The following is a 13,054-nucleotide window of genomic DNA, read 5'->3' on the forward strand; positions in this document are numbered from 1 at the left end:
CAATGCGCGCCGACAAGACCGACCAGAGCTTCACTTCAATGATCTATCTGGCCGCGGCCGCGATAAACTCCAGATGAATCCCAACAGACCCTAGCTCACGCTCCGGTCGCTGTCGCATTTGCGGGTTCCTCGTCCGGTGGCTGGATCACCCCTGATCGGCAATCGTCAACCGGCCGCGTGCAGCGGTACGTCCGCTCCTGCGAGGTGCAGCGGCCGGAACAAGCGTCGGCGCTTGGCCGGCTATGCGCATGGCGAAATACGCGATGGTCGCCCGGAGACCATCCTTGAGCGCCACGCGCGGGCGCCACCCCAACACCTTCACGGCTGTGTCAATGACAGGCTTGCGCCGCTTCGGATCGTCTTTCGGCAGTTCCTCGAACCGAAGCGGGGAGGCTGACTCTGTATACGCCAGCACGTCGCGGGCAATCGCCTCGATCGTAACCTCGTGCGGATTACCCAAATTGCAGGGCCCGGTGACTGATGATGGACTCTCCATGAGCAGCTGGAGGCCGCGCACGAGATCGTCGACGAAGCAGAAGCTTCTGGTCTGCGTACCACCGCCATAGATCGTGATCGGCTCTCCGCGCAGTGCCTGCACGATGAAGTTGGAGACGACACGCCCGTCGTTCTCCAGCATTCGCGGGCCGTAGGTGTTGAAGATGCGCGCGATCTTGATCTCGACCCCGTACATGCGATGGTAATCGAACATCAGCGTTTCCGCGGCCCGCTTGCCTTCGTCGTAGCAGGCTCGGGGTCCGATCGCGTTGACGTTGCCGAGATAGGATTCCGGCTGGGGATGCACCTCGGGATCGCCGTAGACCTCGCTTGTCGATGCCTGCAGCACTCGGGCGCCCTTCCGACGCGCGAGCTCCAGCATGTTGATGGTGCCAAGCACGCAGGTCTTCATCGTGCCGACCGGATCTTTCTGGTAATGACGGGGCGACGCCGGGCAGGCGAGGCTGTAGATCCCGTCGATATCGCCCTCGATCTCGACGGGATCGCGTACGTCATGTTCGATGAAGCGAAAATTCGGATGATTGAGCAGCGGCCGGATATTGCTGATCGTTCCCGTAAACAAATTGTCGAGGCAGATTACCGTGTGGCCGCGTTGCAATAGCGCGTCGCAGAGGTGGGATCCGATGAAGCCGGCGCCGCCGGCGATCAGCACCGTCGGGGAGCGGCGGGACGCCTGGATGCGGGTCTGAAGTGTCATGGCGCTGCCTTTCAGAGTTCTGCGACCTGCAAGGGACGCGATACGGGACGCCGCGCTGTTCTGCGGCACCGCCGATCGGACGCCTCGGTGTAGTACGTCTCGAGCTGCCGGGCGCGGTGGTCGGAGGTGTGATCGGCGATGACCCGCCGCCGCGCGTTGTCTGCGATCGAGCGCCGGTGGTCCTCCGGCATGTCGCGCAGGATTTCAACAACGTCGCGTGGATTCGACGCGAGCAGGATTTCCCGCGAGGGTTCAAAGACAGTTTCGATTCCAGGCCACCGGTCCGAGATGACGGGCGTGCCGCACGCGGCGGCTTCGAACAGCCTGACGCTCGGCGAGAACCCGAGTGCGCGCATGTCGGAGCGGGTGGCGTTTAGCGTGAAACGCTGCTCCGCGTAGAATGTCGGATGATGCTTGGGTGTGAGATGCTCGATGCGGGCCACATTGGCTGGCCACACCACATCCTCGGGATATTGCGCGCCGGCCACCACGAACTGCTCGGATGACAGAGTACGAGCGGGCGAGAGCAGCAGCTGTTCCAGAATCGGTTGCCGGTCCTCGCTGTAGGTTCCGAGGTAGCCCAGTGCCCATTTCTTCTCCGCGCGTTGCGGCGCGTAGATATCGGTGTCCGCACTGCAATACAGAACCCGCGCCAGCGGACTGCCATAGCTCTCCTCGATCATGTCGGGTACTGGGCCGCCGGCAAAGGACAGATAAAGGTCGAAACGCGGGATCATCGCCGCGGAAAGATAGTCCAGGCCCTGATCGAGCTTCGCAAGCGTGACCGGCGTGTCGATGTCGTAGAAGGCGGTAAGCCCTCCGGTGTGGGTCGTGACCCATTCGGAGATCGCGATCCCATCGGGCACATAGGAGCCGATGACCACCAGATCAGCGTCTCGGATCATCTTGCCGAAACGCAGCGGGATGTCCTTCAAGGATTGATAAAGCTCGACGGTCCACGCAGAAGGCTTGGTAGGATCGCGATGCTCACGATACCAGGGGACGTCGCGTTCCAGAAACGTGACGTGGTGACCTCGTCGTGCCAGGGCTTCGATCAGGGCGCGGTAGGTCGTGGCATGGCCGTTGCCCCAGGACGAAGTGACCGAAAGACCAATGACGACGATGGTGAGGTTCATTCTGCTGCCTCGATTCGCGAATTGCTTGCGGCAAAGAGATCGTTGAACTGGCGCGCGCGCTGCCGGTAGGTGTGGTGGCTCAGAATGCGCGCACGAGCGCGTCCTGCGATCGCCTGAGCCCGATCGGGGCGCAGTGCGGCAAGATGCTCTGCGACCTCCGCTCCGCTTGCGGCCACCAGGACCTCGCGATCCGGCTCGAGAAAATGATCGATGCCGTCCCACTGGTCGGTGATGAGGCAGGCTCCGGCGCCGATGGCTTCGAACACGCGTGTCGGCGGCGAGAAGCCGTAACGTGCCATGCTGTCGCGATTGACGTTCAGCGTAGCCAGACCGGAGCCGAAGAACGCGTTGTGGTCGCCGGTCCCGACATGTCCGACCTGCTGTAGATTGGCCGGCGTTTCCTTGGTCTCCCAGCCGGAGCCGCCGAGGACAAATCTCTTGTTGGGCAGTTGGCGCGCAACGTCGAGGAAGAACCTCTCGACGCGCTGCTCGCGATCGGGAAGGCGGTTTGCCAAAAGGCTGAGATCGCAGGTGAAACGTGGATTTGGAAGTGCCGGAAAGTGCGTGGCCGGGTCGAGCGCATTGTAGATCGGCACGCAGCCCCGCGCGCCCATGGAGCGATAAGCGGACACGACTGCATCGCCGCCGCCATAAGTCAAAACCATGTCGTAGGACCGGATCGCGCGGCGCAGATGATGTTCCGGATCGTCCGCCATCGTCTCCAGCGTGGCGGGGGCGTCGACGTCCCAATAGATGCGCGTCGCATTCGACGGAATGTCGGTGAGGGCGTTCTCCAGCTCCTGATCGAAAACGCCGACCCCGCTGGCCTTGATCAGCATGTCAGCCGAGCGGGCGGCTCCCTCGATCGAGCTTCGCCAGCCGTCCGGCGTCGCGGCGTAGACGACCACCCTCGCCCAGTTGGGATCGTCGATGTCGCGGTGGGCCTGGCGCTCGAAGGCGTCGGGCTCGAAGAACGTGATGTCGTGGCCGAGCGCCGCAATCTCCTTCAGCATGCCGCGATAATAGGTGGCGGCACCGTTCCAGTAGGATGAGACGAGGCTGGATCCGAAGAAGCAGATCTTCATGCGGAGGCTCCGATGTATCGTGAGGGCTGTGACGAGCGGCCTGAGGCCCGGAGATCCTGCACGATGCTGACAAGCTGCTCCGCGCGGTGACGGCAGGTGTGACGCTCCTTGATCGTCCGCAGGCCGGCCTCCACTGTGGCGGTCCATAACTCGTGGTCGCCGAGGAGCGCACGAAGCGCGCGCTTCATTTCGGTACCGTCGGCGGCGCCGAGATAGGCGCCTTCCGGGAACAGGCCTTCCGCGTCTGACCAGGGGGCCGAGACCAGTGGAATGCCGCACGCCATCGCCTCGAAGACGCGAATGGTCGGAATGCCCGGAAGCAGGCGGACGTAGGGGCCGCGCGGCACATGGACAGTGGCGCGTGCGCCGGCGAAAGCGATGGGAGCCCAGTGCGCGGGCAGCCACCCGCCATGCCGGATACCTGCCGCCTGAATGGTGTCGAGCGCCGCGTCCGAATAGCGGACGCCATAGACCTCCGCGCGCAGCTTCAGTTCGGCCACCGGTTCGACCAGAAATTCGTTGAGCTCGGCGCTGCGTTCGCCGTCGCCCCAATTGCCGATCCAGACGACATCGTCGGTGCGCTCGACATGCGGCAGCGGATGATACAGGGCGATGTCCGCGGCCTCGTGCCAGGTGAAGGCCCGGTCGGCCCAGCCGAGCTTCAGATAGATCTGACGAAGCACCTCGCCGAAGGCGAGCACACCGTCGAACCCGTCGAGGTCGAATTGCGCAAGCTCGTCAGGTGCGCTGACGGCGCGGTGATGGGTGTCGTGGAACAGCAGCGTGAAGGGAGCGCCATGCGCACGCCTGTGGCCGATGTCTGCGATCAGATCCGGCGAATTCCATTCGTGGACGACGACGAGATCGGCGCCGTGAAGCGCCTCATCCAGATCAAGGCAGGCGTCATAGCGGCGGATGCCGATGCCGGGAAACAGCACCGGAATGTCCTGCATGGTCTGAGTGCCACCCTCGCGGATCGCGTTCAATCGGCTCCAGCCGTCGACCGGCTCGAACACGACGACCTCATGACCGAGCGCATGAAGTTCGCGGGCATAGCCGCGCAGGAAGTGGGCGTTGCCGTTGTTCCAGCAGGAGGCGAAGGCGTGGTAGAACAGGACGCATTTCATGCACGCACCTCGATCTGGCTGACCGGCGCGGTCTCGCGATGGGAAGCGAGCAGGTCCTCGTAAAGCCTGAGATAGGCACTCGTCGTCCGGGTCAGGGAATAGGTGAGGGAATGCTCAAAGGCTGCCCGTTGCAGCCGCATCCGCTCGCGATCGTCGGCGCACAGACCTGCAAGCGTTCGATGCAGCGCCTTGCCGTCGGTGGGATCGACGAACAGCGCGGCTCCGGTCCACAATTCCCGGAACGTTGGGATGTCGGACAGGACGAGTGCGCATCCCGTCGCCGCGGCTTCCAGGACCGCCAGCCCAAACGGTTCATAGAAGGCGGGGCTCGCGAAGATCGCCGCGTGCTCCATCCGCGCGCGCATGGCGTCGTACGGCAATTGCCCAAGCCAGGTGATACAATGCGATGGGCTGACGGTCGCCGCACCCGCCACCTGGACCGGCCAATCCAGCCCCGGCGCCGCGGCGGCAAGAACCTCGATGTTCTTGGCGCGGTCCCAGAGCCGCCCGGCTGCAAGGATCAGCTCCTGCTTACGTCCGAGGGCGCCTCGGGGTGTGATCCCATTCCAGATCACGGCGCCCGGCGATTGAGGATGGTAAATCTGCGCGATCACGTCGTGAAAGGACTGGGTTGGGCATACCCAGGCCTGCGCCTTGTCGAGGGCTGCCGCGACGCGTTCGGTGTAGCTGCGCCATCTCGGCTCGCCCAGCCAGGCCGTATCACGGCAGGCCAGCGCCCAGGAGCTGACGCAGGAATGCGCGACGAGTACCACCGGCGCGTGCCAGTCGAAGGTTACTTCGCGAAAACCGTTGAGGTGAATAACGTCCGGCCTGAATTGTGCTTCGAGCTTCGTGAGGGTGCGCCGCGCTCGGGCGAGGTCCTGCCCTTCCGGATCCTGCCATTCCAGCGCGAGGTCCGTTTCGATCAGGCGCACTCGGGAACCGCGCAGCATCTCGCGCTGCTCGGCTCGTGCGGGCCGACCCATGGTCACGAGGCCGACATCGGCACCCGACGCCGCAAGCTGCGATGCGAGAGCGCAGGAATAGGTCCAGACACCCCCGACGGTGTCGGTCGTCATCAGGATCCCGATGTCCGAGCTCCGGCTCATGATGCCACCTGCAGTTCGAGAGCCTCGAGCGGAACCGGGCGATCGTTCTGCACGTCGCTGAACTGGTCGAACATCGCGAGATAGTGCCGGTGCGCGCGCTCCCAGGCGAAATCGTCGGGCTCGCCCCACAGCTTTCGATAGTCCGGCGAGCCCGGATAGGGATAAAGCGGGACCGGATCGTTGGCCCAGATGCCGGCATCCTGCATCGTGCGGCGCCAGCGCTGCACGATGGGATCATCGTCCTCGGGGACTTCGATCAGGTTGGCCTGCACGAAAGGAACGTGACGGCGCGCTTCGACCAGACGTTCGGCAAGCTGGTCTGTCGTCATCTTGCAGTTCTTGGCAAGCGCAGCACGGCCCTCGACGGTCAGGCTCTCGATCCCGGCCTCTATCGAGACGCAGCCGGCCCCACCGAGCAGAGCCAGCATGTCCGGCTTCCAGAGATCGATGCGGGTCTGCACACCGAACTTCAGCCCGCGTGTGGCCAGCCCTTCCAGCAGTTCCGCGTTCGGAAGAAATATCTCGTCGATGAAGTAGACATATTCCATGCCCTGATGGCGCAGGCCATCGATCTCTTGGAGAACGACGGAGGGGGGCCGTTTGCGGTAAGCGTTGCGGAAATTCTCCTTGGCGCAGAACGTGCAGTTGTACGGACAACCCCTGGAAGACTCGACCTCGGCGCCTGGCGCCTGCGGCTCGGCTTCGAAGCGGTGATGATGATGATGATGCCGCCGGATCATCTCCTCCGGCCACTCAAGCGGCGGCTGATCCCTGAACGCGACGGCCTGCGGGCCGCCATTGACGCGGAGCGATGCGCCATCGGCGAAGCACAAGCCGGGAAAGTCCCGCTCGCCATTGGCAAGACGCAGCAAGGATGCCTCGCACTCGCCCATTACGACGATGTCGGCGCCGAGCTTTCGAAGCGCCGCTTTTGGCACGGTCGAGCCATGGGGGCCCACTGCCACGAGGATCGGAGCCAGGTCGCGCACCCCCATTGCAAGCTCCTGCGGGACGCGGAGCTCGGGAGGGGCGCAGCGCCAGAACAGATAAGTCGGTGCCGTCGTGATGACGATCTGGTCGGGGTCGAACGCGCGCAGCTCGGCTTCGATATCGGCGAGAGAAAGGTCAAACATGTGCGCATCGAGCAGCAGCGTCTTGTGCCCGGCCGCCTTCAGGTAGTGTTCGGAGATCCCGAGTTCGAGCGGAAGGTGAGGAGATCGGCAGCCGAAATAGATGCTGCCGCCAAAATCCCAGTTTGGGTTGATGAGGGCAACACGCGTCATGCCAGCGCCTCGCGGTTGCCCTGTGCCGATCCGAAGCGGCCATCCAGCCAGGTGTGAATGGATCGGAGGCCGTCTGCGAGAGATGTCTGAGGCGCCCAGCCGAGCGCGCTGGAGAGGGCGCGCGTGTCGGTCACGTACCAGGGCTGATCGCCGGGCCTCCAATCGGCAAAGCGATATGCCACCTTGCGGCCGGTCAGATCGGTGATGCGGTCGATCAATTCCAGCAGACTGATCGCATTGGCCGGGCCGCCGCCGAGATTGAACACGCGTCCACGGGCGAGCGCGATGCGATCGAGCACGGCGAGCCAGGCCGAGGCCGCGTCCGACACATGAAGCGCATCGCGGACCTGATGGCCGTCGCCATAGATCGTCAGCTCTTTGCTGCGGATGGCGCTCAGCAGGAAATGCGCGATCCAGCCCTGATCTTCGGTGCCGAATTGCCGGGGCCCATAGATGCAGCTCATGCGCATCACTACGGTCTGGAGGCCGTAGACCCGCGCATAGTCGTGAACGTATTGATCCGCCGTTCCCTTGGAGCATCCATAGGGGCTGTAGAAGTCGAGCGGTGCATTTTCCGGGATGCCGCCGGCCAGCAGACTGCTTGTCGGCGTGTAGCGGCGGCCGGTGAGCGCGATGTCGCCGTCGTCGATCAGGCGTCCGTAGACCTTGTTGGTCGAGGCGAACACGATCGGCGCGGCGCTGTTGTGGAGCCGCACGGCTTCGAGCACATTCAATGTGCCCCGCGCGTTGATTTCGAAATCGGAAGCCGGATCGCTCACGCTGTCGGTGACCGCGACCTGGGCGGCCAAGTGCAGCACGGCGCGGGCTTCACGTACTGCGTCGATCACCGAGATCGGTTCGCGGATGTCGGCCACGGTAATTGTGACCCGGTCGCCATGCCGGGACTTCAGCCATTGCGCGTTCTCACGCACGCCGGCGCGGGCGAGATTGTCCAGTATCAGCACGGGATCGCCGCGTTCCGCGAGCCGGTCGGCGAGGTTGCAGCCGATAAATCCGCAGCCGCCGGTGATCAGGACGGGTCTGTTGTCTCGTTCACTCATCACGCGACCAATCCTCGTTGCTGCAGCTCCTTGGTGGCTCGCTCCGCCTGATCGTCAGCGATCTGGTCGGCGAGATACTCCGCCAGCTCCCGGAGACCGTCCTTGAAGGCGACGTGCGGCTCGAAGCCGAGCAGGTCGCGCGATTTTCCGATGTCGGCGAAGCAGTGCCGGATATCGCCGGCACGATATTTCCGCGTTAACTCGGGCTCGATGTTGCCGCGTCCCATGACATCGGCGAGATCCTGCGCGACGGAGAGAATGGTGCGGCACTGCCCCGAGCCGACGTTGAAGACCTCCTGGGTGCGATCGGCCTCGAGCGCCATGCGGCAGGCGCGGGCGACGTCATGTACATGGACGAAGTCGCGCCGCTGCAGACCATCCTCGAAGACAAGGGGGGGCCGGCCGTTGAGCAGCCGCGCGGCAAAGATGGCGAGCACGCCGGTATAGGGATTGGACAGCGCCTGGCGCGGACCGAACGCATTGAAGAAGCGTAGCGCCACCGTCGGAATGCCATAGGCCTTGCCGGTGATCAGGCACATGCGTTCCTGGGCATATTTGTTGAGTGCGTAGATCGAACTCAGCGAGGGCTGCTTTGTCTCCGGGGTGGCAACGGGATCAAGCGGGCGGCCGGTGATATCGCGCAGCTCCCAATCGCCGCGGCGAAGCTGCTCGATCGGCCGTTCGTCGCAGGCGATGACGCTCTGATCGGCGCTCCGGTAGAGGCCCTCGCCATAAATGCTCATGGATGAGGCCACCACCAGCCGCTCGACCGGGCGCTTGGACAGTGCCTGCAACAGCACGGCGGTGCCGAGCTCGTTGGTCCTGACATAGGGCTCGATGTCGTACATGCTCTGGCCGACGCCTACCGCGGATGCGAGATGCAGGACCATGTCGGTGCCGCGTAACGCGTGCTCGACTGCGGGAGCGTCGGTGACGTCGCCGACGACGAGCTCCGCCTCTTCGGCAAGATAGGCGGGACGCTGGCGGTTGCCTCCGTGGACCTGCGGCGAGAGATTGTCGAGCAGGCGGACTTCATAGCCGGCCGCCAGCAGCACGTCGGCTGCATGCGATCCGATGAATCCGGCGCCTCCAGTGATCAATACTCGCGTCATTCACCGCTCCGTGCCGCCGTGAGACCGATCCTGCGGGATCAATCCGTGATGAGAATGAAAGCGCGCGCTGCTGTTCTGGTCGGGGCGACCGGCGCGCCAGTCACATTTGGAAGTAGAAGCGATGCAAGGAATGTTCGTTCCTGCGAAACCTACAAACAAACATTTCTCTAACCTGGATCAATAACCCAGGTGAATCGCCGGCGCTGCGGCTAAAAATGCACGCCACGAATCGGCGCCTGCAGCTCGAGATGTCTTGCGACCGTTGCCGCTATATCGGCGAAGCCGGTGCGTCTGCCGATCGGAGAAGATGACCGCCCGCGCACCGCCAGAATTGGCACTTGTTCGCGGGTGTGATCGGTGCTGCTCCAGGTTGGGTCGCAACCGTGATCGGCCGTGACGATGAGGAGATCATCGTCGCGCACGCGGTTAAGCAGCTCGGGAACGCGGGCATCGAAGGCTTCGAGCGCCGCTGCATATCCCGCGACGTCTCGGCGATGGCCGTACAGCGTGTCGAAATCGATGAAGTTGGCGAACAACATCCCACCCTCTGCAAGAGAGGCCAGCCCATCAAGCGTGGCATCGAACAACGCTTCGTTGCCATCGCCCCGCATGTTCCTCCCGGTCCCGCGATGGGCGAAGATGTCGTCGATCTTGCCGATCGTCACGATGTCACGGCCTGCGCTTTCGGCGAGATCGAGGATCGTTCGCTCGGGCGGCGGGACGGAATAATCCTTCCGGTGCGCGGTTCGCTTGAAGTTACCTGCTGACGTGCCGATGAACGGCCGGGCGATGACGCGCCCGATGTTCAGGGGATCGACCAGTCGGCGGGCAACGCGGCAGACCTCATAGAGGCGTTCGAGCCCGAATGTCTCCTCATGTGCAGCAATCTGAAACACGCTGTCGGCCGACGTATAACAGATCGGTTCGTCGGTTCTGATGTGACGCTCGCCGAATTCGGCGATGATCTCGGTGCCGGAGGCGTGACGGTTTCCGAGGATGCCGGGCAATCGCGCCTGTTCGCACAGGCGCTCCATCAGGTCGCGCGGGAAGCACGGTTCGGTTCTTGGAAAATAGCCCCAGTCGAACGGCACCGGCACACCGGCAATCTCCCAATGACCGGATGGCGTGTCCTTCCCCTTCGATATCTCGCTTGCGCAGCCAAAGCGCGAATGCTCCGGACGGCCCTCCAACCCGGGCGGCACGCGCCCGGTTGCGAGACGGCAAGCCTGGCCAAGGCCCAGCCCAACCAGATTGGGAAGCTGAAGCGGTCCCTCCCGCCGTGGACCGTCGGCATTGCCGACCCTGCACATCTCAGCGATGTGACCGATGGTATCGGCGCCCTCGTCGCCGTAATTTTCGGCATCGGGCGCGGCGCCGATTCCGACGGAGTCCAACACCAGGATCAGGGCACGCATGTCGGTTCTCGGACGGTCGGACGCGAAGACGCCGCGGAAGGCGCGACCCCTGTTTTCGCGCAATAGCGCTCGACCATCTGCGCGCAGAAATCCGCGAACTCGTTCACGTCGAGCGGCGGGCTGGTGTGATGAGGCTCGATACCCCGGTGCTCCGGCGTGAAGCAGAAGGTCACCGCGACCTGAAACTCCGCCAGCGCGTCCATCTGGCGGTCGAACCAGTCGAGCGCGTTGGGACGAAAACTGTCGGCCCAGGACAGGCCGGTCCTGAGATGCTGCACGCCCAGCCGGCGCATCCAGCCCACGGCGTCATCGAGGCGGTGGTCCTCGAAATGAAACCACTGGCACAGGCCCATCGCAGGTGCAAAGTTGCGGAACAGCTCCGCCGAGGCTTTCGGTGTCCCGTCCTCGCGCAGCAGGCCCATGTGGAAATGCCGGTAGTAGGAGGAGCCTTCAGCCTCCTTATGCCGGGTCGTGGCCTCCCAGCTCGAAGGCAGATCGTAGAGGCTGTACCAGTGGATGCGCGGAGCGCGGCCGATCAAGAGCTCCGCGGTTCGGGTCAGTCCCCAAGCCTGCACCTCTTCGGCGCCGAAAGACGAGACTCCCACCTCCGTCACCCAGATCGGCAGCGAAGTGACCGCCTTGATCTCCTCGAGCTTGGCCGGCCATTCCGCAATCTGCCACAGGTTCCAGTCGAGCGGAAAGCCGTGCACGGCTACCGCATCGACATGATCGAGTACGCCACGCGCCTGCATATTGCGGATGAACGACGGATCAATCGGCGATATGCCGCCGAGCACACGCGGGAGTGTGGGATGGGCGCTGCGGATCGCCTTTCCGGCCGCTAGCGCCAGGTTGGCGAACATGGTCCAGTCCGGATCAATCAGGATGTCCCAGTGCGACTTGTTGTTGGGCTCGTTCCAGATCTTGGCGGCTTCGATCATTGGCCGGCCTCCCGCGACGGATAGACAGGACCTTCCGCCTGCGGCCTTGTTACCCGCTTGCAAAGATAGACTTCGTCTTCCGGATGCGCTGCGATCGCAAAGCCGGCGCTGCGCAGCATGGCTTCGGCGCAGGCACGGTTCGGCACCCACCAATTGGTGGGGTCGTCGGCATATTTGTTCTCGATGAAGTGCAGCTTTGGATAGCCCGGCGAATCGAACTGATCGGTGGTCCAGAAGTCGTAGTTCTTGTCGACCGGATCCACGCGGCTGTCGCCGCGCTGCATCGATTGGAACAGCAGGAGATCGCCGGCCACGTGCTCATGGATCAGGTCGAGCGCCAGCAGAGGGTGCCGCAGATGGTAGAGCACCCCCATGAAGATCACGAGGTCGAACTTTTCGCGCAGCTGTCCGACGTCATAGGCTGACATCTTGCGGAATTCGATCCTGAGCCCGTTCACCTCGGCCGCGAAGCGGGCTTGCTCGAGATATTCGTCGTCGGTGTCCAGGCCGAGGACGCGCTCGGCGCCGCGCCGCTTCATCTCCATGGCGTAGAAGCCGGCATTGCAGCCGATATCGAGTACGGTCTTGCCGTCGAGACGGTCCGGGATGATCCCGGAGAAGCGTCGCCATTTCACGTTGGGATAGTCGCCGAGAAAGTGTGAAGGCGCTGTCGGTACACCCTTCAGGTCCAGATTGTGAAACCATGGCCCGAGCGCATCGACACGCTGGCGGATTTCCTCGCGGGAGAGGGCGCCTCTGCTCATGCGGTCACTCCATTGTTCATTGCGGGGGCTGAGCAGGCTGGCTCGGGCGAACCGCCGGCCAGCAATCGAGAGCGTCCGTTCCCGGTGGAGCTTTCCGCGAGCAACGCCATTGCCGTCCGATAGCCATCGATGGTGCCTACATCGACATAGGATTCGCCAGCTTTGACGCCGAGCCCCTGGCCGCCGGCCGCCATGTAGGCGTTGACGAGTGTCCCGAAATATTCATCCCGGTGGTCGCGCTTTGTCCACAGCGATTGGAGTTCGCGAAATCCGTTGGCAGACATCTTGAAGGCGCCCCATATCCATTTCGACGCTGCGTCCGGCTGCTTGACCTGGATCTCCGTCACGCGATCGCCGTCGAGCACGACCGCATCGAAGAACTCGGGATGTTCGACCGGAAACAGCAGAAACGACAGGTCGGCGGCCGGCAATGCCTGCAAGGCCGCCTTGGGGAACCAGACTGTATCCGGAAGTCCGACGATGACGTCTTCGTCATGGCCGACGACCGTGCCCGCCCTGAACACGGCATCGCACAGCCCCGACGCGTCGGGCTGCACGACGTAAGCGAGCTGGGCGCCGCCATAGTGATCGCCGAAATATTCGAGGATGTCGGATTTGCCGGGGGAGATCACGAAGCAGATCTTGTCAGCCCCCCCAAGGATCAGCCGCTCCAGCAAATATTCCGAGACGGCGCACGGACGGTCCATGCCGTCGTCCCGTCGGCTTCCGACCGGAAGCAGTTCCTTGGAGAAGGCGAGCGGCTGGATGCGGCTGCCGCGGCCTGCGGCCGGAACGATGCCCCACATGA

General features: G+C 63.7%; 12 protein-coding genes. All 12 read right to left on the reverse strand.

All coding sequences use genetic code 11. The annotated features are described in order from the left end of the window. Positions 1–145: 145 nt before the first annotated feature. Positions 146–1,213 carry a UDP-glucuronic acid decarboxylase family protein gene (locus tag ABIB06_RS30315; RefSeq protein WP_354050921.1) on the reverse strand — a complete coding sequence of 356 codons (1,068 nt, stop codon included), beginning with the start codon at positions 1,211–1,213 and terminating at the stop codon, positions 146–148. An 11-nt stretch (positions 1,214–1,224) separates the two neighbouring features. Beyond that, complete coding sequence (locus tag ABIB06_RS30320; RefSeq protein ID WP_354050919.1) at positions 1,225–2,349, reverse strand: CgeB family protein; 1,125 nt, start codon at positions 2,347–2,349, stop codon at positions 1,225–1,227. Next, a complete protein-coding gene (locus tag ABIB06_RS30325) occupies positions 2,346–3,434 on the reverse strand; it encodes a CgeB family protein (protein ID WP_247446018.1) in 1,089 nt (362 codons plus the stop codon). The genes ABIB06_RS30320 and ABIB06_RS30325 overlap by 4 nt, the downstream gene beginning before the upstream one ends. Next, the gene (locus ABIB06_RS30330; RefSeq protein WP_354050917.1) at positions 3,431–4,561 is read right to left on the reverse strand and encodes a CgeB family protein; all 1,131 of its coding nucleotides are present in this window, start codon (positions 4,559–4,561) and stop codon (positions 3,431–3,433) included. Before ABIB06_RS30330 ends, ABIB06_RS30325 begins: the two co-directional genes overlap by 4 nt. Next, positions 4,558–5,670, reverse strand: a complete 1,113-nt coding sequence (locus ABIB06_RS30335) for a glycosyltransferase family 4 protein (protein WP_502916565.1) — start codon at positions 5,668–5,670, stop codon at positions 4,558–4,560. The genes ABIB06_RS30330 and ABIB06_RS30335 overlap by 4 nt, the downstream gene beginning before the upstream one ends. Further along, on the reverse strand, positions 5,667–6,953 hold the full coding sequence (locus tag ABIB06_RS30340; RefSeq protein WP_354050913.1) for a TIGR04295 family B12-binding domain-containing radical SAM protein: 1,287 nt from the start codon (positions 6,951–6,953) through the stop codon (positions 5,667–5,669). Before ABIB06_RS30340 ends, ABIB06_RS30335 begins: the two co-directional genes overlap by 4 nt. Next, positions 6,950–8,014, reverse strand: a complete 1,065-nt coding sequence (locus ABIB06_RS30345) for a GDP-mannose 4,6-dehydratase (RefSeq protein WP_354050912.1) — start codon at positions 8,012–8,014, stop codon at positions 6,950–6,952. Before ABIB06_RS30345 ends, ABIB06_RS30340 begins: the two co-directional genes overlap by 4 nt. Then, the gene (locus ABIB06_RS30350) at positions 8,014–9,126 is read right to left on the reverse strand and encodes an NAD-dependent epimerase/dehydratase family protein (protein ID WP_354050910.1); all 1,113 of its coding nucleotides are present in this window, start codon (positions 9,124–9,126) and stop codon (positions 8,014–8,016) included. Before ABIB06_RS30350 ends, ABIB06_RS30345 begins: the two co-directional genes overlap by 1 nt. Before the next feature lie 209 nt (positions 9,127–9,335). Then, entirely contained in the window at positions 9,336–10,541 is a 1,206-nt protein-coding gene (locus ABIB06_RS30355) for a phosphopentomutase (RefSeq protein WP_354050909.1), read from the reverse strand. After that, a complete protein-coding gene (locus ABIB06_RS30360; RefSeq protein WP_354050908.1) occupies positions 10,529–11,482 on the reverse strand; it encodes a glycoside hydrolase 5 family protein in 954 nt (317 codons plus the stop codon). Before ABIB06_RS30360 ends, ABIB06_RS30355 begins: the two co-directional genes overlap by 13 nt. Then, the gene (locus ABIB06_RS30365) at positions 11,479–12,246 is read right to left on the reverse strand and encodes a TIGR04290 family methyltransferase (RefSeq protein ID WP_247350316.1); all 768 of its coding nucleotides are present in this window, start codon (positions 12,244–12,246) and stop codon (positions 11,479–11,481) included. Before ABIB06_RS30365 ends, ABIB06_RS30360 begins: the two co-directional genes overlap by 4 nt. Beyond that, positions 12,243–13,052 (reverse strand): nucleotidyltransferase family protein, encoded by an 810-nt coding sequence (locus ABIB06_RS30370; RefSeq protein WP_354050906.1) that lies wholly within the window; start codon positions 13,050–13,052, stop codon positions 12,243–12,245. The genes ABIB06_RS30365 and ABIB06_RS30370 overlap by 4 nt, the downstream gene beginning before the upstream one ends. Between the last annotated feature and the right edge of the window lie 2 nt (positions 13,053–13,054).

It is taken from the genome of Bradyrhizobium sp. LB8.2 (genome assembly GCF_040548035.1).
GTDB lineage: Bacteria > Pseudomonadota > Alphaproteobacteria > Rhizobiales > Xanthobacteraceae > Bradyrhizobium.